The following is a 17,998-nucleotide window of genomic DNA, read 5'->3' as shown; positions in this document are numbered from 1 at the left end:
CGACGCTCACGCCACGGGGCCGGGACGCAACGGCTTCAGGCCGGCCTCGATCTCGGCCCGGCGCGGTTCGAGGAACGGCGGCAGGGCGAGGGCTTCGCCCAGGGTCTCCAGCGGCTCGTCTGCGGTGAAGCCGGGCCCGTCCGTGGCGATCTCGAACAGGATGCCGTTCGGCTCGCGGAAATAGAGGCTGCGGAAATAGTAGCGGTCGACCGGGCCGCTGGTCGGCACCCGGGCGGCCCGGAGCCGATCGGCCCAGGCCCCGTAATCGGCGTCCGGGATGCGGAAGGCGACGTGATGCACCGCCCCGGCGCCCTGCCGGGCCGGCGCGGAGGGGTCGGTCAGGAGCTGAATCTCGGCGGCCGGTCCGCCGGGGCCCATGGCGTAGACCTCGACCGGTCCGTCCGCCGTCTGGAACGCCCGGTCGCGACGCATGCCCAGCACTTGGGTCAGCACGGCGGCGGTGCGGCCGAGATCCGGCACCGAGAGCCGGATCGGCCCGAGGCCGCGGATCTGGTAGGCGGCCGGCACCGGCGAGCCGGCCCAGGGATGCTCCGGCCCGGTTCCGCCATCATCGACCAGGGCGAGGCGCTGCCCCTCGGGATCCTCGAAATCCAGGGTGAGGCGCCCGTCCCGCAGGACGGGCTCGGCCTCCACGATCCCGGCCTCGCGCAGGCGCGCGTGCCACCACGCCACGGCAGCCTCTCCGGGGACGCGCAGATGCGTCCGGGTGATGCTGTTCGAGCCCCGCCGCTCCCGGGGCGCCGGCCAGTCGAAGAAGGTGATGTCGGTCCCCGGGCTCGCCAGACCGTCCGCGTAGAACAGGTGGTAGGCCGAGACGTCGTCCTGGTTCACGGTCTTCTTGACGAGGCGCAGGCCCAGCGTGCCGGTGTAGAACGCGACGTTTTCCGCCGCGCGGGCGGTCACCGCGGTGAGGTGGTGGATGCCGGTGAGCTGCATGGGTGTCTCAGGGTTCGCGCCGATCTGGCACAGGTGGGGATTGGGGTCCGGGTTGCGAGAGTAGAGCCATCCTAGGCTCCGGCGGCAGATCCCGTATGCCCTTGATCGAGTCGTATCATTGCGTGATACATTGACGCTGTCCATGAGCGTCCAAGATGTCGATTGAGAGTTTTGCGAACGCGGCGACGGAGGCTGTCTTCCACGGACGTCATCCGAAGGGTCTACCCGCGGCGATCCTCGGTACCGCCCGGCGTAAGCTGCGTCAGATTCATGCGGCCACCTCGCTCGACGACCTCAAAGTCCCGCCTGGCAACAGGCTTCATCCGCTTATGAAAGATCGCAGCGGACAGCACGCCATCTGGATCAACGATCAATTCAGGATCTGCTTCCGCTGGACTGACACAGGACCGGCCGAGGTTGAGATCGTTGATTACCACTGACCAGGGGCACTGCCCCGCTCCTCTGGAGATAAGTCCATGGCCATCGCCTACGAAACCGATGTCGTCCTGCCGCCGCTGCATCCCGGTGAGGTTCTGCGGGAAGACTTCCTGATTCCTTTAGGATTGTCCGCCGGGTCGGTCGCGCGCGCCTGCCACGTTCCGCGCACCCGGATCGAGCGGATCGCCGCCGAGCAGATCGGGATCTCCACCGATACGGCCCTTCGCCTCGGCCGCTATTTCGGAACGAGCGCGGAGTTCTGGCTCAACCTGCAACGCCAGTTCGAACTGGATACGCTGAGCCAGACCCTCGGTCCGGAGATCGAGCGGATCGCGCCTCTGACGAGAGAGGCGGCTTGACGATAGCGACGCAGAATAGTCGATGTGGCTCAGGGCGCGGTCGATCTGCTGCAAGGCGCGCCGCTGAAAAAGCAGCTTCGAAGGCGATACTTGGACAGGACGGCCTCGACTTCGGCCGCCGTCGCGAAGTCCCCGCGCATCCCCGCGCATCCTCTCGGCCTGCGCCGCGACGAGATCGGCGACTTCATCAGCTGTCAGTTCGACCACCGCCTCGTCCCGGCCCGCATAGGCCAGCACGAGGCGAGCAATCTCATCCTGCATCTCGGGCGACAGTGCACGGGCGGTTTTCATCGCCCGATCCAAGAGGTCGGTCATGCCTTCGGTATGCACCGATCGCCGCCCGAGAAAAGTGGTGCAGCCCTCAGAGCCCGACCGGCCGCCCCGCGGCCACCACCAGCATCCGGCCGTCCGCGAAGGTCCGCGCGGCGGCGCGGCGGATATCGGCCTGCGTCACGGCCCCCACCAGGGCGTTGCGGCGGGCGATGTAGTCCATGCCCAGCTCCTCGAAGGCGATCTGCACCAGCTGGTGGGCGATCTTGGTCGAGGTGTCGAAGCCGAGCGCGTAGGAGCCGGTGAGGTAGTCCTTGGCCTTCTGCAACTCGTCGTCGTCCGGCCCGTCCGTGATCAGCCGGCCGATCTCGTCGCCGATCACCGACAGCGCCTCGCCGACACGCTCGTTCTTGGTGGCGGTGTAGCCCCAGGTCATCGCGGCCGAGCGGTGGCTGACCAGCGAAGTCCCCACCGAGTAGGCCAGACCGCGCTTCTCGCGCACCTCCTGGAACAGGCGCGACGTGAAGGCGCCGCCGCCCAGGATGTGATTCAGCACGTAGGCCGGGATGAAGTCCGGATCCCGCCAGGGCACGCCCGCCATGCCGAACCGGATCACCGATTGCGGCACGTCGAGATCGACCACGATGCGCCGGCCGAGATCCTGCACCTCGGTGCGCGGCACCGCCTTGAGCTCACCGGCCTCCGGCAGCGCCCCGAAGGCGCGGTTCAGACCCTCGGCGAGCTGCTCGGCGCCGATCGCACCGACCGCCGCGACCTTCACCCGGCCGCGCCCGATGATGCGGGCATGCATCGCCAGGAGGTCGTCCCGGGTGATCGCCGTGACGCTCTCGACCGTTCCGGAGGAGGGGCGCGCATAGGGGTGGCCGGCGAACGCCTCCTTGAAGAAGCGGCGGGAGGCCAGCACCCCCGGATCGTTCTGCTGGTAGCGCAGGCCGGCGATGACCTGGCCGCGCACACGCTCGATCGCGTCCGGGTCGAAGCGGGGCTTGGCCAGGGCCAGGGCCAGGAGCCCGATCGCCTCGTCGGCGTGCTTGACCAGCATCTTCAGCGAGCCGCCGATCGCGTCCGGCCCGGCATGGAAGGACAGCTCGATCGCCCGGGCGGCCAGCCGCTCCTGGAACAGGTCGGAGGTCAGGTCGCCCGCGCCCTCGTCGAGGAGCCGCGCCAGCATCTGCGCGCAGCCCGACTTGCCGGCCGGGTCCTGCGCGGCGCCGCCCTCGAAGGTGAAGGCGAGGGCGATCAGCGGCACGACGGGCGATTCGACGTGCCACGCCTCGATGCCGGGGGCGGTCACGACCGGCAGCGCCGTGGTGGGCGAACTGGCGGGGGTTGCGGTCTCGACCAGGGTCTCGGTCAAGCTCATGGGAACCTCGTATCTCTATCTCGGGCGACGGCGGAGCGGGCCAAGGCTCCCGGGCGGCACGCCCCGTCGCGGCCCCGTGCGGGGCCGCCGGGACGCAGCCGGGGTTACTCGGCGGCCATCGCGACCGGGGCGTCGGGATCCTGCGCCTTCGTCAGGTAGCCGGTGATCGAGCGGGCCGGGGTCAGCCAGCGCTCGGCGGCGTTCTTCAGGCGGTCCTGCGTCACCGCCTCGATGTCGGTCGGCCAGCGGCGGACCTCCTCGATGGTCTCGCCGATCGCCAATGCCGAGCCGTAGATCCGCGCCAGCGACGACTGGCTGTCGGAGGAATAGACCGTCTCGGCCACGAGGCGGGTCTTGGCCCGCTCGATCGCCTCGGCGTCCAGCGCCTCCGCGGGGGCGCGGCGCAGCACCTTGTCGACGGCCTCCTCCAGCTTCTCCAGGGGCACGCCCTCGGCCGGCACCGCGTAGACGGAGAAGCGGGTGTCGTCGATCGCCGAGCCCATGTACCAGGCGCCGGCATTGACCGCGAGGCCGGTCTCCATGACCAGCTTGCGGTAGAGGTAGGAGGTCGAGCCGCCGCCCAGAACCTCGGCCAGCAGCTCGAGATCGTGGCAGCCGCCGTCCCGGGCGGTGATGCAGGAGGGGGTCAGGTAGAGCCGCTGCAGGGTCGGCTGCTCGACCTTCGGGTCGGCCACCGCGACGCGGCGGAGCGCCTTCGGCTCCGGCTCTCGGGCCCGGACACGCTCGGGCCGGGCGCCCTGGGGCGTCACGCGGCCGTAGGTGGTCTCGGCGAGACGGCGGACCTCGTCCGGGGTCACGTCGCCCGCCACCACCAGGATGGCGTTCTCGGGCGTGTAGAAGCGCTTGTAGTAGGCCAGCGCGTGCTCGCGGTTCAGCCCCTCGATCTCGTGCATCCAGCCAATGATCGGGATGCCGTAGGGGTGATGCACGAACAGGCCGGCCGCCATCGCCTCGGAGAGCTGGGCGGACGGGTCGGTCTCGACCCGCATGCGCCGCTCCTCCAGCACCACGTCGCGCTCCGGCGCCACGACGGCGTCGTCGAGGACGAGGCCGCTCATCCGGTCGGCCTCGAATTCCATCATGGTGCCGAGGTGATCCCGGGCGACCCGCTGGAAATAGGCGGTGTAGTCGTAGCTGGTGAAGGCGTTCTCCTGGCCGCCGAGGCCCGACACCGCCTTCGAGAAGGCGCCGACCGGGTGCGTCTCGGTGCCCTTGAACATCAGGTGCTCGAGGAAGTGGGCGATGCCCGACTGGCCGAGCGGATCATCGGCCGAGCCGTTGCGGTACCAGATCATGTGGGTGGCGACGGGCGCCCGGTGGTCGGGCACGACCACGACGTCGAGGCCGTTGTCGAGGGTGAAGGCCGTCACCTCGGGCCCGCCCGCCTCGGACCGCCCGAACGGCGCGGCATCGCCCCGGCCGGCGCTGGCGCCGTAGGCCGAGCCCGGACGCTGCGGGAAGAGGGGGGGCGTCGCCTTCCTGAACAGGTGCATTCCGCTTTCCTTCTGCCGGCCCCGTCACCCGACGCCGCGCGTCGGAACGCCTGTGCGGATCGGGGCCGTCTGGGTCGCCGGCGCGCAAGAACCGCACCGGGACGATCATCTCATGTTGCCATGCCGTGGCGCCGTTGCAACAGCGACACGGCGTTCCGGTTACTGCTGCGCGCGCTGACGGAGGTAGGCCCTGGGATCGGACTCCTCCTTCTCGCGGCTGGCATTGTTGATCGGGTCGCTCGACGGGGGGCGCGCCAGCTTCTTGGGCGACTGCCGGTAGCCGGTCGGCGGATCCGTCAGCACGTCGCGGCTCGGTTCCACGTCGGAGGGCTCCGCGTTGGCGCTCTTGCCCTTGAGCAGGTCGAACGGGCTGAGCAGGCTGTCGTCGCGGTTGTTGTCGCCGGGCTTGCGCTCGGCCTCGGTGGTCAGGCTCGCCCCGGCCCGGCGGCCGTTGCGCATCTCATCCACGGAGAGCGTGGCGTTGTTGTCGTCGTAGCGGCCCCGGGCCTGGGTACCCCTGGGGTTGCGCCGCTCAACCGCCGCGCGCTCGCGCTCGACGATCTCGGGATCCTTCGGCCACGCGGTGCTGGTGGACCGGGCCCGGGGCTGGGGCAGGGCCTTGCCGTCGAGCTTGGGCGGCATCACCAGGGGCGGGCGCTCGTGATAGTCGATCGGGTCCTGGCGCTTCTCCAGGAGGCCGATGCCCGACAGGGCATCGCGCATGAACTCGCCGCGCTCCTGCGCCTGGGCGCCGACCGACAGCAGCGGCGTCAGGGCGAACGCGGCGGGGAGGAGGAGTCGAAGCCTGCGATGCCCGGTCATGCTGCCTCACGGGTTCCGGCCGGGGAGTCCGGCTCGGGGACGGCCGCGGCGCGGCCTGATCCGACGGGTCCCGGCCTGAGACCGGTTTCCGGCGATCGTATGGCGCCTTGACCACGGCAGGCTCGCGCGAGGCTGTCGCCCGGCCGCTGTGGTGCGTGCATCACAGGCGCGCCGCCGGGTCGCCGGGCGCGGTTTCCCCCTGGCGCCGGCCGGCCGGGAACAAGCTGTCGAGGATCAGGCCGATGACGCCGGCCACGATCGCCGCGTCGGCGACATTGAACACGTACCAGGACCATTGGCCGGCATGCAGATGGACGAAGTCGAACACCGCCCCGTAGACCGCCCGGTCGATGGCGTTGCCGAGCGCCCCGCCGACGATCAGCCCGAGGGCGGTCCCGAGGAGCCGCGAGCCCGCCCGGCGCATCCAGAGCCCGAGGCCCAGAGCGGCCGCGAGCGACAGGGCGACGAGCAGCCAGCGCCCGAGCCCGCCCTCCTGCTGGAACAGGCCGTAGGAGACACCCCGGTTCCACACCACCACGAAGTCGGCGAAGGGCGTGAGCCGCCAGGGCTGGGTGAGGACGAGGTCGGTGCCGAAATACAGGCCGAGCTTGGAGGCTTGGTCGAGGAGGAGGGTGAGGAAGAGGGCCGTGAGGCCGGCGCGGAAGGGAGTCATAGGCGGGCAACGAGGCGCGCGTCTCCCTCCCCCCTCTGCGGGGGAGGGTACCCTGCGAAGCAGGGGGGGAGAGGGGCAGCGCGACGATGCGGGTTTCGGCGCCCGGCGCGACCCCTCCGGCACCGTCGCTCCCCTCTCCCGACCCCCTTCGGGGGCCACCCTCCCCCGCAGAGGGGGGAGGGAGATGTAGCGGGGATGATCACGCCGCGCTCGCCTCCGGATGCGCCGCGTCCCACTCGCGCAGGGCCTGGGCGTCGCGGGGGGTCACGTCCGGATAGTCCGGATCGCCGCCCACCTCCGGGCTGACCCGCCAGGAGCGGGCGCATTTGCGCCCCTCGGCCGGGCTCGGCACCACGGCGACGCCGCGCACCTCGTCGAGCCGGAAGGCGTCCGCCGGGCCCTCGCCCGCCACCACGGTGATGGCGGACGTGATGCAGGTATCGGCGAAATCGCAGCCTTCCAGCGCCGCCAGAAGCTCCGGATCCGCCACGTGGACCTGCGGGGCCGCCTCCAGGCTCGCGCCGATGCGCTTAGCCGCACGCTCGATCTCCAGGGCACCGGTCACCACCCGCCGCACCCGCCGGATTTTTTGCCAGCGCTCCGCGAGGGCGGGGTCGAGCCAGGCGGCCGGGGTCTCCGGCAGGGTCTGGAGATGCACCGAGCCGTCCTCGGACGGGTAGCGCTCGAGCCACGCCTCCTCGGCCGTGAAGGCGAGCACCGGGGCGAGCCAGATCGCCGCCCGCCGGAAGGCCTCGTCGATCACCTGCAGGGCCGCCCGGCGGCGCACCGAGGAGACGGGATCGCAGTACAGGGCGTCCTTGCGCACGTCGAAGTAGAAGGACGACAGGTCGCCGGTCATGAAGCCGTTGAGCAGCGCCACCACCCGCTTGGTGTCGAAGGTCGCGTAGGCCTCGCGGATCTCGCCGTCGAGCTCGGCCAGCCGGTGCAGGATCAGCCGCTCCAGCTCCGGCATCTCTTCGTACGCCACGTCTTCGCCCGGGACCCGGTGGGCGAGGGAGCCCAGCATCCAGCGCAGGGAATTCCTGAGCTTCCGGTAGGTCTCGGCAAACGTCTTGATGATCTCCGGGCCGATGCGCAGGTCGTCGGTGTAGTCGGAGGCCGCGACCCACAGGCGCAGGATGTCGGCGCCCGAATCCTTGATGACGCTCTGCGGCGCGACGACGTTGCCCTTCGACTTCGACATCTTCAGGCCCTTGCCGTCGAGCACGAAGCCGTGGGTCAGGACGATGTCGTAGGGCGCCCGGCCGCGGGTGCCGGAGGATTCGAGGAGCGAGGACTGGAACCAGCCGCGGTGCTGGTCGGACCCCTCCAGGTACATGACCCGGTCCTGCCCGCCGTCACGGATGCGGGTGACGCCTGCGAGGCCCGGGAAAGCCTCGGGATCGTCCAGCACGAAGGCGTGGGTCGAGCCCGAATCGAACCAGACGTCGAGGACGTCGGTGACCTTCTCGTAGGCGGCCGGGTCGTGCTCGGGGGCGAGGAAGCGCGCGGCGGCCTCGTCCCGGAACCACGCATCGGCCCCCTCGGCCGCGAAGGCGTCGCGGATGCGGGCGTTGACGGCCGCGTCCCTCAGGATCTCGCCCGTCTCCCGATGGACGAACACGGTGATCGGCACGCCCCAGGCGCGCTGGCGCGACACCACCCAGTCCGGCCGGTTGGCGACCATGCCGGTGATCCGGTTCTTGCCCTGGGTCGGCACCCACTGGGTGTCGTCGATGCCCTGGAGCGCCACCTCACGCAGGGACCGGTTGCCGAGCGAATCGACAGGCCGGTCCATGGCGATGAACCACTGCGGCGTGTTGCGGAAGATCACCGGCTTCTTGGAGCGCCAGGAATGCGGGTACTGGTGGCGCAGCACCCCGCGGGCGACGAGCGCCCCCGCCTCGGTCAGCGCCGCGATGACCGCCTTGTTGGCGTCGCCCTTCTCGCCCTTGTCGGTGAGGACGCGCTTGCCCTCGAAGCCCGGCGCGGCCTTGGTCAGCGCGCCGTCGGCATCCACCGTGTAGGGGATGGTCGGGTCGATGCCGCGCTCGGCGAGCAGGCGGCCGCTCGCCATCCAGAGCTCGAAATCCTCGCGGCCGTGACCCGGGGCCGTGTGGACGAAGCCCGTGCCGGACTCGTCGGTGACGTGGTCGCCGTCGAGCATCGGCACCGCGAAGCCGTAGCCGAGCGCCGCAAGGGGATGAGCCAGGGCGAGACCGGCGAGCACCTCCGGGCGCACGTCGCCGACGCGCTCGAACGCCTCGACCCGGGCGGCCTTGGACACCGTGGCGGCGAGGCTGTCGGCGAGCACATAGGTCTGGCCGGGCACCGCCCAGTTGTCGGCCGGCGCCTCCGTGACCCGGTACAGGCCGTAGGCGATCTTCTTGGAGTAGGCGACGGCGCGGTTGCCGGGGATCGTCCACGGCGTCGTGGTCCAGATCACCACCCGGGCCTGGGCGAGGTCACCCTCGGCGCCGGACACGATCGGAAACGCACAGAAAATCGTGTCGCTGACGTGCTCCTCGTACTCGACCTCGGCTTCAGCGAGCGCGGTCTTCTCCACCACCGACCACATCACCGGCTTCGAGCCCCGGTAGAGCTGGCCGCTCATCGAGAACTTCATCAGCTCGTCGGCGATCACGGCTTCCGCCGGGTACGCCATGGTGGCGTAGGGATGGTCCCAGTCGCCGGTGACGCCGAGCCGCTTGAATTCCTCCCGCTGCACGTCGAGCCACTGGGCCGCGAAGGTCCGGCATTCCTGCCGGAACTCGATCACCGGCACGTCGTCCTTGTTGCGGCCCTTGGCGCGGTACTGCTCCTCGATCTTCCACTCGATCGGCAGGCCGTGGCAGTCCCAGCCCGGGACGTAATTGGCGTCGAAGCCGAGGGCCCCCTGCGAGCGCACCACCACGTCCTTGAGGATCTTGTTGAGCGCCGTGCCGATGTGGATGTTGCCGTTGGCGTAGGGCGGGCCGTCGTGCAGCACGAATTTCGGCCGGCCCTCCCCGCGGGCGCGCAGCTTGCCGTAGAGGTCCATCTGCTTCCAGCGCTCGAGGAAGAGCGGCTCACGGACCGGCAGGCCGGCGCGCATCGGGAACTCGGTCTGCGGCAGGAACAGGGTCTTGGAATAGTCGCGGGCGGGCGCGGTCTCGGGGGTGGTCATCGGATCTCGCATCGGCGGTCGGGCCGGCAGCGTCGGGCCGGCGGAATCGGGGCGGGCGGCAGGAGGATCCCGGACCTCCGCGCGGCCACGCTAGAGCGGGCCCTCAGGCGGAGGCCGGGCCGGTAATTCGAATCGGGCGGCGGACGCCGCGCAGGGCGCGCGAAGCGGGCATGAAGCGTTCTCTATCAGCCGCCCCGGCCCGAGGCCAGCGGCAGCGCGGATCACGCGCCCGTGACCTGGGATGGGACCAATCGGCGCCTGGATCGTTGACCACCACACCCTCCGTCCGCCGAGGCGGCGCGGAGCCGACCCAGATCCAAGCCCGGGAGTAGCCCTATGAAGAAGCTTCTGATCACGACCCTCGCCCTTGCGCCCATCGCCTTCGCGGGCGCCGCGCAGGCTCAGGGGACGGCGCGTGGCGCCCAGCGCGGCGCCGAGGACGGGGCCGCGGCGGCCGGCCCGGTGGGCGGTGTCGTCGGCGGCGCCGTTGGCGCGGCCACCGGCACGGTCGGCGGCGTGCTCGGCACCGATCCGGATCCGGCCCGCCGCGCCCGCGAGGATCGACGCGAGGAGCGGATGGAGCGCCGGGAGCGGACGGGCCGCTAAGCCGACAGGGCCGGTCGCCTCAGGCGGCCGGCCGCGCCTCCCGGCGGATCGTCTCCTGCGCCAGGAGGTAGAGCCCCGAGCCGACCACGATCATGGCGCCCGCCACGGTCCAGCGGCTCGGCAGGTCGCCGAACAGCAGGAAGCCGAAGGTCACCGACCAGAGCAGCTGCGTGTAGATGAACGGCGACAGCACGTTGGCCGGTGCGCGGGCATGGGCCAGCACCAGCAGCCAGTGGCCGAGCGTCCCGAACAGCGCGACGCCGATGAGCAGCGCCCAGTGGGTCAGGTTGGCCGGGTTCGTCCAGATCCAGGGCAGGAGCGGGGCCATCAGACCGAGGCCCGCGAGCCCCGTGTAGAACATGGTCGTGGCGGTCGAATCGTAGGCCGCGAGCTTGCGCGTGATGATCGCGTAGAAGGCGTAGACGATCACGTTGGCGACGCAGAGCAGAGCGGCCGGATGCATCCCGCCGACGCCGGGCCGGACGATCACCAGCACGCCGAGAAAGCCGACGCCGATCGCCATCAGCCGCGCCCGCGACGACCACTCGCCGAGCAGCGGCCCCGCGAGCAAAGCCACGGTGAGCGGCGCGGCGAACTGGATGGAGATTGTCTCGGCCATCTGCAGGTAGCGCAGGGCGAGGAAGTTGAGCGCCGTCGAGGCGAAGAGCAGCAGCGAGCGGATGATCTGCAGCGGCAGGCGCCGGCTCTTGACCACGCCCGGGGTGCGCACCGGGTTGATGAACAGTGAGATCATGGCGACGCTCGCCGCGTAGCGCATGAAGGTGGTGACCAGCGGATCGACGCCGCCCCGCGCCAGGGTCTTGGCGCAGGCATCGAGCCCGGCGAAGAACGCCACCGCCCCGCACATCAGCGCGATGCCGACGAGCCGCCGCCGTCCCGCCAAATCGGCCTCCGGGGCGGCGCGCGCGCTGTCATCGGTAACGGATGTCGCGAGCCGCGTGCCCATGCCTGCCAAACCTCGTGGAGGCCGACACTCCTGCCACGCTCGGGCCTGTCCGGGTATCGGCCGGCGCGCAGGGGAACCATGCAGCCGGCACGGTCCCCGCGCCGGTGCCGGCACGGTCCCCGCGCCGGGGCGGCTCAGCCCGCGGATCAGTGCTTGGCCGCAGCCTTCTCGACCGAGGCGGTCTTGGTGGTGGCCTTGGCCGCCGGCTTGGCGGCTTTCCTGGGCGGCGCCGCACCCGCCATCAGGGCGGCGAGATGGCTCTGGTCGAGCCCCGAAGCCGGGCCGGGGCCGGCGGCAGGGGCCGGGACCGCCGGGGCGGGCGCCAGGCTCGCGGCCGCGAGCGGAGGCTCGACCCGGCGCGGCGCGATCGATCCCGTGGCGACCGGATCGGGCACAGCGGCCGCGGCGACCGAGATGGCGGAGTCCCGCTGCACGCGCAGGGTCCAGTGGGCGGCGGTGGAGAGCGCGGCGACCGCCAGGATCGCCTTGATTCCGCTGGTGAGCAGGGCTCGCATGGTCTCAGGCCCGAATGAACGCGGTTACGCCGGACCGGATCCCCGGCCCCGCTGCATCATCGCGCGGGAGCGTGAACGAACCCGCAATCGGGTGGGGCGGCACCGTCCCGGAACGGGTCAGATGCATCCTGTGGCGGGGGATCGGGAGCGGGCGATATGTGGGCCTTGCGCCGGATCCGCGGTTCCTGTTCCCCGCGTGCCCGACACTCCTGCAGCGACTCGGCCCACTGAGCCTCACAGGAGCGGCCCAGAGAACTGGTCCGGACCATCCCGTCACTGCCGACCCCGCTGCCATGCAGGCCCGAGCGGGCTCGCGAAACCTTCAGGCGCATCGGCGGCCGGGGACAGCCCGTGTAGAGGGTGACAGTCGAGCCGGCAACAGAGGCGAGGCCGTTTCGAGGGCCCCCGCGGCGATCAGCGCGCCGCGGCCTCCGCGGCGAAGCGTATCAGCGCGGCGCTGTCGGCCTCCCCCGCCTCCGCGGCGAGGTGCCGGTAGAGGGCGGCATAGCCGGTGAAGACCTGACGGCCGGCCGCGTCCGGCCCGAGGAAATCGGCGATCTCCCCCATCTCGGGGGCCCAGCGATAGGCCTTGGGTGCCATGTCGGGCAGGCCCTTGGCGAAGCGGGCGAGGAGCGACGGGTCGTTTTCGGCGAGTTCGGCGAGCAAAGCCGCGCCGGCCCCGGCGCGCTCGGCGGCCAGGATCATGATCGCGGCGAGCGCGGTGAGACCCTTGTTGAGGCCGGCATAGCTCATCTTGAGGCTGGAAGCCGCGCCGACCTCGCCGGGACAGACACGCAGGTCGAGGCCGAGGTCGCTCAGGACCAGCGCCGGGGCGGTGTCGGCCCCGGAGACGTAGACGCGCGGCCCCTTCGTGCCGGGCTTCGGCGGCAGGCCGAGGATCGCCCCGTCGAGGAACGGCGCGCCGGTGGCCGCGACGATCTCTGCGATGCGTCCGAGCGTCTCCGGGCTGACCGCGTTGGCGTCGATATAGACCGGCTTTTTCGGGGCCGCCGCTAGGGCCGGCGCGAGCCTTCGGACCAAGTCCTCCGCGTCGGCGGGCGGCACGATCGAGAGCAGGAGATCTGCGGCGGCGAGGTCGGAATCCGCGGCGTGGACCATGCCGGCGGCCTCGGCCCGGGCGCGGCTCGCCGCCCCGCGCCCGTCGAGGGAGGTCAGGACGCGGGCGCCGTGCTCGGCAAGCCGAGCCCCGATGGCGCTGCCCATGGCGCCGGGGGCGATCACCGCGATGGTGGGCATGGCGAGACTCTCCAAGGCACGTGATCCCACCATAGTAGTCAGCAGGGCCGGCAGAGCCCAGGATGCCAAACGATCGGATTCCCCGCCCATGACTCAGACCAAGCCAAGGGAAGGGTCGCCGAAGAACTTGCGCTATCGCCGCGTGCCGCAACGCGACGGCATGAAGCTCATATGCCTCTGGGTGCCTGATCCGGCGAGGCCGGACTTCATCGAGGAGGCCGCCCGGCAAGCCGCAATTCTGAGGGGGGCCCCCGAGGAAGCCGAAGCTCTCGACTTCATCGAATCCGCGTTCGACTGGCCCGAACCGTGACGCGCGGTGACATCGTCACCGTCTCCCCGCCAGGGGCTTACGGCAAGCCGCGTCCTGCCGTCGTCGTGCAATCCGACTGACTCACAGGGACCGATAGCATCCTTGTCTGCCTCATCACGAGCACGCTCCGCGACGCACCGCTCTTCCGGCTGACCGTCGAGCCGAGCCCCGCCAACGGCTTGCGCAGCACTTCGCAGATCATGGTCGACAAAGTTATCGCGCTGCCACGGGCGAAATGCGGTGCCCTCATCGGCCGACTTGAACGCGACACCCTCGCAGCCCTGAGCCGGATGCTCGCCATCGTGCTCGGCCTTGCCGACTGATACAGCGATCTGGTTCCGCACGCTCGATCCCGCGGGCGTGGAACGCTCCGCGGGATGACCGACAGCAGGGCTCCTGCTCCTACCGCAGCGAGCCGCAGAACCGCTGGATGCGCCGGCAGGCCTCCTCCAGCACCGCGTTCGAAGTGGCGTAGGAGATGCGCAGGTTCGGCCCGAGCCCGAAGGCCGAGCCGTGGACCGCCGCCACGCCCTCGGCCTGGAGCAGTTCCGTGACGAAATCCTCGTCGGTCTCGATCGTCTTGCCGGCTTCCGTGGTCTTGCCGATCAGCGCCGCGCAGGACGGGTAGACGTAGAACGCCCCCTCCGGCGTCGGGCAGGTCAGGCCGTTGGTCTGGTTGAGCATCGACACGACGAGGTCGCGCCGGCCCTGGAAGGCCGCGCGGAACTTCGCCAAGTGATCCTGCGGCCCGTCGAGGGCGGCCACCGCGGCCCATTGCGCGATCGTGCTGGCGCCCGACGTCTGCTGGCCCTGGACGAAGTCCATCGCCTTGATGAGCTTCTCCGGCCCCGCCGCGTAGCCGATCCGCCAGCCGGTCATGGCGTAGCCCTTCGAGACGCCGTTCATGGTCAGCGTCCGCTCGATCAGCTGCGGCTCGACCTGGGCCGGCGTGACGAATTCGAAGTCGCCGTAGGTCAGGTGCTCGTAGATGTCGTCGGTGAGAATGTGCACGTCCGGATAGCGCAGCAGCACGTCGGTCAGCGCCTTCATCTCGGCGCGGGAATAGGCGGCCCCCGACGGGTTCGAGGGCGAGTTGAGGACGATCCACTTGGTCTTCGGCGTCAGGACCCGGTCGAGCTCCTCCGGCTGGAGCTTGAAGCCATGGTCCATGTCGGTGTCGGCGAAGACCGGCGTGCCGCCGCACAGGCCGACCATCTCCGGGTAGGACACCCAGTAGGGGCGGGGGATCACCACCTCGTCGCCCGGGTTCAGGGTGGCCAGGAACGCGTTGTACAGCACCTGCTTGCCGCCGGTGCCCACGATGGTCTGCGAGACCTTGTAGTCGAGCCCGTTCTCGCGCTTGAACTTGCGCACGATCGCCTCGCGCAGGGGCACGATGCCGGAGACCGGCGGGTAGCGGGTCTCGTTGCGGTGGATCGCCTCGATCGCCGCCTGCTTGATGTGCTCGGGCGTGTCGAAATCCGGCTCGCCCACCGACAGGCTGATGACGTCGACGCCGGAGGCCTTCAGGTCCCGGGCCTTCTGGGTCATTACGATGGTCGCGGACGGCTTCACCCGCGAGAGGACGTCGGCGAGGAAGGCCATGGCGTTCGGTGCTCCGGATTTTCGAGGTCGGGCGCCGCCTCTTCGCGGCGCGGCGGACCCTAGGCCCGGGACGGTGAGCCGGCAAGCGTGAGACGCCGCGGCGGCGCGCGGGACCCCGTTTTCTGCTATGCTCGCGCGAGTCGTGATGAAACGAAAGACCCTGCCGATGGGCGAGACCATCAGCATCACCCTGGCGCCGGACACGCTCCGGGCCGTGCGCGAGAGCGTCGAGGCCGGCGAGTACGCTTCGGTGGACGCCCTGCTCGACGAGGCCGTGCACGCCCTGCAACGCCAGCGCCGGGAGACGGCCGAGCGGCTCGATGACATCCGCGCGCGCATCCGGCGATCGTTGGACGATCCGCGGCCTTCGTTGAGCATCGAGGAGGTCGAGGCGCACATCGACGCCCTGCATGCCCAGACTCTCAAGGCTCACCAGGATGCAGCCCGTTGAGGTCGTCTTCGGAGCGGAAGCCGAGACCGACCTGCTTCAGATCTATCGCTGGGTCTATGATGCGAGCCGCGATCCGAACGTAGCCGGCCAATTTCTGGACAGGCTCGTCAGCCGGTGTGAGCGCATCGGCGATGCGCCCCGTGGCAGGCGCCCGCGCCACGATCTGGAACCGGGCCTCCGAACCGTGCCGTTCGAGCGATCCGCCGTCATCGCCTATCGGGTCGAAGCCGACCGGGTGACGATCACCAACGTGTTCTACGGCGGCCGCGATTTCGAGGCGCTGTATCAGACCGCTCGTCCGGACGATGAACCCGCACCATGACGCGTCTGGACGGGTGCGGATCGCCATGCCCTCGCGCCGGCCGGCTCACACCCCCATCTCTCCCGGCATGACACCGCTCTCCGTCCTCGACCTCTCCTTCGTCAGCGCCGACTCGACCCCGGCGCAGGCGCTGCACGACACCCTGGCGCTCGCCCGGCACGTCGACGGCCTCGGCTACCGGCGCTACTGGCTGGCCGAGCATCACGCGCTCCCCAACGTCGCGAGCCCCGCCCCCGAGATCATGATCGGCCAGATCGCCGCCGCGACCCGCAACCTGCGGGTCGGCTCGGGCGGGATCATGCTGCCGAACCACGCGCCGCTGATGGTGGCCGAGCGCTTCCGCGTGCTGGAGGCCCTGTTCCCGGGCCGGATCGATCTCGGCCTCGGCCGGGCGCCCGGCACGGACGGCCTCACCGCGCGGGCGCTGCGCCGCCGGGAAGCCCCGGGGGAGGGCGGGGACGACTTCCTCGACCGCCTGCAGGAATTGCTGTTCTGGGACGGCGGCTTCCCGGAGGGGCACCCGTTCGCCCGGATCACGGCGAGCCCGGCGGACGTCCCGCTACCGCCGATCTTCCTGCTCGGCTCCTCCGATTACAGCGCCCGGCTCGCCGCCGAGATCGGCTGCGGCTTCGGCTTCGCGCAGCACTTCTCCGGCATGCCGGCCGAGCCGCCGATGCTGGATTACCGGAACCGGTTCCAGCCGACGCGGCTCGGCACGCAACCCCACGCGATCCTGGCGGTGGCGGCGATCTGCGCCGCCACGGATGCGGAGGCCGAGCGCTTGGCGGCCAGCGCTCGCTTGGCGACGCTGCGTCGGGAGCGCGGCGAGTACCGGCCGCTGCCGAGCCTCGCCGAGGCGCTGGCCTATCCGTATTCGGACTTGGAGCGGATGCAGATCGCGCGCGGCCGTGACCGCCTGCATGTCGGCGGCCCCGAAACCCTGCGGGCGCAGCTCGCCGACATCATCCGGCGGACGCAGGCCGACGAGCTGATGATCGTCTCGGCCATCCCCGATCAGGCGGCACGCCACGAATCCTACGCGCTGCTGGCGCAGGTCTGGGGCCTCGGCGCGACCTCACAGGCGGCCTGAGCCGTCACCCGCCGCCCGCCGCGGGTGCTGGCGGCGGCGGCGCCGGCCGTGCAGGCTCCCCCCGGTTCACGCCCGCGACCAGACGGGCCGACCGGAGGAGAAGCAGCATGGGCAACCGACGCGAATTCCTGACCGCTACTGCCGCGGGCCTTGCCGCCGCCGCGGCGCCGGCCCGGGCCGCCGAGGAGCGCACGGCGGCTCCGAAGACCGCGCCCAATACCGCGCCTGCGGCGGCACCACCCGTCGGCATGCCCCGCGACATGGTCCTCCTCAACATGCGCCGCAGCGACGGCTACGCCCTGGGCGTGAAGACGAAGGACGGCGTCCTCGACGTCGCCGCCGCCGGCCGGGCGCTCGGGATGCCGGTCCCCGCCGACATGGACGACCTCCTCCAGAACGGGCGCGGCCCGGCCCTGCGCGCCCTGATCGACGCGGTCGAGGCCGCCCCCGACGGGCGCTTCGTGCTGGCGGAATCCGGCATCGCCTACGCGCCGGTGGTCACGCGGCCCGAGAAGATCATCATGATGGGCTTCAACTACCGCCACCACGCGGAGGAGACCGGCACACCGATCCCCAAGGACCCGCCGCTGTTCAACAAGTACAACAACGCCCTGAACCACCATGGCGGCACGATCACGCTGCCGACCCAGGCGGCGCGGGAATTCGACTACGAGACCGAGCTGGTGATGGTGTTCGGCCGCGAGTGCCGGAACGTCTCCGAAGCGGACGCCCTCGACTATCTCGCCGGCTACTGCACGGGCAACGATTTCAGCGCCCGGGACCTCCAGACGCTGACCTCGCAGTTCATGATCGGCAAGACCTCGGACGGATTCGCGCCGCTCGGCCCCTATCTGGTGACCGCCGACCGGGTGAAGGACCCGAACAACCTCAAGCTCAAGACGCTGGTCAACGGCCAGGTGCGCCAGGATTGGAGCACCAACGACATGATCTTCAATTGCCGCCAGCTGATCAGCTTCGCGTCCAAGGTGATGACGCTCAGGCCAGGCGACATCTTCTACACGGGCACGCCGCAGGGGGTGATCTTCGACGAGAAGACGCCGCGCAAGGACCGGGCGTGGCTGAAGCCCGGCGACGAGGTGGTGTCGGAGCTGGAAGGGCTCGGGGAGTTGCGCTTCAGGCTGGTCTGATCGCGTTGCGCGACGGCGCGGTCCGCTGCGCCTACACGGGCGCGGCAAGCGACCGGCCCCCTCTCCCGTGCGGGAGAGGGTTGGGGTGAGGGACGAGACGCCACAGGATCGAGCCCGTCCTTGCCGCGCAGTCAGGTCGAGCCG

At 70.8% G+C, this 17,998-nt stretch carries 18 protein-coding genes and 1 pseudogene; 9 read left to right on the top strand and 10 right to left on the bottom strand.

Going from position 1 to position 17,998, the window contains the following annotated elements:
* Window positions 1-6: 6 nt before the first annotated feature.
* Window positions 7-957 (bottom strand): ring-cleaving dioxygenase, encoded by a 951-nt coding sequence (locus AAHG09_RS21815; RefSeq protein WP_342109592.1) that lies wholly within the window; start codon window positions 955-957, stop codon window positions 7-9.
* A 155-nt stretch (window positions 958-1,112) separates the two neighbouring features.
* On the opposite strand from AAHG09_RS21815, the gene AAHG09_RS21810 reads away from it, so the two are divergent.
* Entirely contained in the window at window positions 1,113-1,397 is a 285-nt protein-coding gene (locus tag AAHG09_RS21810) for a type II toxin-antitoxin system RelE/ParE family toxin (RefSeq protein WP_342109591.1), read from the top strand.
* A 36-nt stretch (window positions 1,398-1,433) separates the two neighbouring features.
* Window positions 1,434-1,754 (top strand): HigA family addiction module antitoxin, encoded by a 321-nt coding sequence (locus AAHG09_RS21805; RefSeq protein WP_342109590.1) that lies wholly within the window; start codon window positions 1,434-1,436, stop codon window positions 1,752-1,754.
* Between the two features lie 361 nt (window positions 1,755-2,115).
* Here the strand turns inward: AAHG09_RS21805 and AAHG09_RS21800 are convergent, their stop codons facing one another.
* From AAHG09_RS21800 to ileS, 5 genes are all read right to left on the bottom strand, one after another.
* A complete protein-coding gene (locus AAHG09_RS21800; RefSeq protein ID WP_342109589.1) occupies window positions 2,116-3,408 on the bottom strand; it encodes a M16 family metallopeptidase in 1,293 nt (430 codons plus the stop codon).
* 104 nt (window positions 3,409-3,512) lie between these two features.
* Window positions 3,513-4,922, bottom strand: coding sequence for a M16 family metallopeptidase (locus AAHG09_RS21795; protein WP_342109588.1), 1,410 nt, complete (start codon window positions 4,920-4,922; stop codon window positions 3,513-3,515).
* 159 nt (window positions 4,923-5,081) lie between these two features.
* Window positions 5,082-5,744: a hypothetical protein gene (locus tag AAHG09_RS21790; protein ID WP_342109587.1), complete on the bottom strand. Its 663-nt coding sequence runs from the start codon at window positions 5,742-5,744 to the stop codon at window positions 5,082-5,084.
* Between the two features lie 160 nt (window positions 5,745-5,904).
* Window positions 5,905-6,417, bottom strand: coding sequence for a signal peptidase II (gene lspA, locus AAHG09_RS21785; protein ID WP_342109586.1), 513 nt, complete (start codon window positions 6,415-6,417; stop codon window positions 5,905-5,907).
* A gap of 199 nt (window positions 6,418-6,616) precedes the next feature.
* Entirely contained in the window at window positions 6,617-9,583 is a 2,967-nt protein-coding gene (gene ileS / locus AAHG09_RS21780) for an isoleucine--tRNA ligase (RefSeq protein ID WP_342109585.1), read from the bottom strand.
* A 336-nt stretch (window positions 9,584-9,919) separates the two neighbouring features.
* Here ileS and AAHG09_RS21775 point away from each other — a divergent pair, with 336 nt between their 5' ends.
* Complete coding sequence (locus AAHG09_RS21775) at window positions 9,920-10,189, top strand: hypothetical protein (RefSeq protein WP_342109584.1); 270 nt, start codon at window positions 9,920-9,922, stop codon at window positions 10,187-10,189.
* A gap of 19 nt (window positions 10,190-10,208) precedes the next feature.
* Here the strand turns inward: AAHG09_RS21775 and AAHG09_RS21770 are convergent, their stop codons facing one another.
* The 3 genes from AAHG09_RS21770 to AAHG09_RS21760 form a co-directional block, all read right to left on the bottom strand.
* The gene (locus tag AAHG09_RS21770) at window positions 10,209-11,156 is read right to left on the bottom strand and encodes a DMT family transporter (RefSeq protein WP_342109583.1); all 948 of its coding nucleotides are present in this window, start codon (window positions 11,154-11,156) and stop codon (window positions 10,209-10,211) included.
* Between the two features lie 146 nt (window positions 11,157-11,302).
* Complete coding sequence (locus tag AAHG09_RS21765) at window positions 11,303-11,671, bottom strand: hypothetical protein (RefSeq protein ID WP_342109582.1); 369 nt, start codon at window positions 11,669-11,671, stop codon at window positions 11,303-11,305.
* A 414-nt stretch (window positions 11,672-12,085) separates the two neighbouring features.
* Window positions 12,086-12,928, bottom strand: a complete 843-nt coding sequence (locus AAHG09_RS21760) for a DUF1932 domain-containing protein (protein WP_342109581.1) — start codon at window positions 12,926-12,928, stop codon at window positions 12,086-12,088.
* A gap of 88 nt (window positions 12,929-13,016) precedes the next feature.
* Here AAHG09_RS21760 and AAHG09_RS21755 point away from each other — a divergent pair, with 88 nt between their 5' ends.
* Complete coding sequence (locus tag AAHG09_RS21755) at window positions 13,017-13,238, top strand: antitoxin MazE-like protein (protein ID WP_342109580.1); 222 nt, start codon at window positions 13,017-13,019, stop codon at window positions 13,236-13,238.
* Window positions 13,235-13,561: pseudogene (locus tag AAHG09_RS21750) on the top strand (type II toxin-antitoxin system PemK/MazF family toxin). The gene AAHG09_RS21755 and the pseudogene AAHG09_RS21750 overlap by 4 nt, the downstream one beginning before the upstream one ends.
* Window positions 13,562-13,640: 79 nt before the next feature.
* On the opposite strand, the gene AAHG09_RS21745 reads toward AAHG09_RS21750, so the two are convergent.
* A complete protein-coding gene (locus AAHG09_RS21745; protein ID WP_342109579.1) occupies window positions 13,641-14,843 on the bottom strand; it encodes a pyridoxal phosphate-dependent aminotransferase in 1,203 nt (400 codons plus the stop codon).
* Window positions 14,844-15,003: 160 nt separating this feature from the next.
* Here AAHG09_RS21745 and AAHG09_RS21740 point away from each other — a divergent pair, with 160 nt between their 5' ends.
* From AAHG09_RS21740 to AAHG09_RS21725, 4 genes are all read left to right on the top strand, one after another.
* Window positions 15,004-15,294: a ribbon-helix-helix domain-containing protein gene (locus AAHG09_RS21740; RefSeq protein WP_342109693.1), complete on the top strand. Its 291-nt coding sequence runs from the start codon at window positions 15,004-15,006 to the stop codon at window positions 15,292-15,294.
* Window positions 15,281-15,616, top strand: a complete 336-nt coding sequence (locus AAHG09_RS21735) for a type II toxin-antitoxin system RelE/ParE family toxin (RefSeq protein WP_342109578.1) — start codon at window positions 15,281-15,283, stop codon at window positions 15,614-15,616. Before AAHG09_RS21740 ends, AAHG09_RS21735 begins: the two co-directional genes overlap by 14 nt.
* A gap of 67 nt (window positions 15,617-15,683) precedes the next feature.
* Window positions 15,684-16,706 (top strand): LLM class flavin-dependent oxidoreductase, encoded by a 1,023-nt coding sequence (locus AAHG09_RS21730; protein WP_342109577.1) that lies wholly within the window; start codon window positions 15,684-15,686, stop codon window positions 16,704-16,706.
* Window positions 16,707-16,813: 107 nt separating this feature from the next.
* Window positions 16,814-17,854, top strand: coding sequence for a fumarylacetoacetate hydrolase family protein (locus tag AAHG09_RS21725; RefSeq protein WP_342109576.1), 1,041 nt, complete (start codon window positions 16,814-16,816; stop codon window positions 17,852-17,854).
* The last annotated feature ends 144 nt before the right edge of the window (window positions 17,855-17,998 follow it).

Source organism: Methylobacterium guangdongense (genome assembly GCF_038442355.1).
GTDB classification, from domain to species: Bacteria; Pseudomonadota; Alphaproteobacteria; order Rhizobiales; family Beijerinckiaceae; genus Methylobacterium; species Methylobacterium guangdongense.
Note: the sequence above shows the minus strand (reverse complement) of the source record. Positions and strands in the feature narration are given on the sequence as shown.

What these genes read in the sequence shown, in the direction of transcription:
- ileS (WP_342109585.1), bottom strand. Translation starts at nt 9,583, where the DNA reads ATGACCACCCCCGAGACCGCGCCCGCCCGCGACTATTCCAAGACCCTG.
- AAHG09_RS21735 (WP_342109578.1), top strand. Translation starts at nt 15,281, where the DNA reads ATGCAGCCCGTTGAGGTCGTCTTCGGAGCGGAAGCCGAGACCGACCTG.
- AAHG09_RS21760 (WP_342109581.1), bottom strand. Translation starts at nt 12,928, where the DNA reads ATGCCCACCATCGCGGTGATCGCCCCCGGCGCCATGGGCAGCGCCATC.
- AAHG09_RS21765 (WP_342109582.1), bottom strand. Translation starts at nt 11,671, where the DNA reads ATGCGAGCCCTGCTCACCAGCGGAATCAAGGCGATCCTGGCGGTCGCC.
- lspA (WP_342109586.1), bottom strand. Translation starts at nt 6,417, where the DNA reads ATGACTCCCTTCCGCGCCGGCCTCACGGCCCTCTTCCTCACCCTCCTC.
- AAHG09_RS21725 (WP_342109576.1), top strand. Translation starts at nt 16,814, where the DNA reads ATGGGCAACCGACGCGAATTCCTGACCGCTACTGCCGCGGGCCTTGCC.
- AAHG09_RS21800 (WP_342109589.1), bottom strand. Translation starts at nt 3,408, where the DNA reads ATGAGCTTGACCGAGACCCTGGTCGAGACCGCAACCCCCGCCAGTTCG.
- AAHG09_RS21755 (WP_342109580.1), top strand. Translation starts at nt 13,017, where the DNA reads ATGACTCAGACCAAGCCAAGGGAAGGGTCGCCGAAGAACTTGCGCTAT.
- AAHG09_RS21790 (WP_342109587.1), bottom strand. Translation starts at nt 5,744, where the DNA reads ATGACCGGGCATCGCAGGCTTCGACTCCTCCTCCCCGCCGCGTTCGCC.
- AAHG09_RS21815 (WP_342109592.1), bottom strand. Translation starts at nt 957, where the DNA reads ATGCAGCTCACCGGCATCCACCACCTCACCGCGGTGACCGCCCGCGCG.
- AAHG09_RS21730 (WP_342109577.1), top strand. Translation starts at nt 15,684, where the DNA reads ATGACACCGCTCTCCGTCCTCGACCTCTCCTTCGTCAGCGCCGACTCG.
- AAHG09_RS21770 (WP_342109583.1), bottom strand. Translation starts at nt 11,156, where the DNA reads ATGGGCACGCGGCTCGCGACATCCGTTACCGATGACAGCGCGCGCGCC.
- AAHG09_RS21795 (WP_342109588.1), bottom strand. Translation starts at nt 4,922, where the DNA reads ATGCACCTGTTCAGGAAGGCGACGCCCCCCCTCTTCCCGCAGCGTCCG.
- AAHG09_RS21805 (WP_342109590.1), top strand. Translation starts at nt 1,434, where the DNA reads ATGGCCATCGCCTACGAAACCGATGTCGTCCTGCCGCCGCTGCATCCC.
- AAHG09_RS21775 (WP_342109584.1), top strand. Translation starts at nt 9,920, where the DNA reads ATGAAGAAGCTTCTGATCACGACCCTCGCCCTTGCGCCCATCGCCTTC.
- AAHG09_RS21810 (WP_342109591.1), top strand. Translation starts at nt 1,113, where the DNA reads ATGTCGATTGAGAGTTTTGCGAACGCGGCGACGGAGGCTGTCTTCCAC.
- AAHG09_RS21745 (WP_342109579.1), bottom strand. Translation starts at nt 14,843, where the DNA reads ATGGCCTTCCTCGCCGACGTCCTCTCGCGGGTGAAGCCGTCCGCGACC.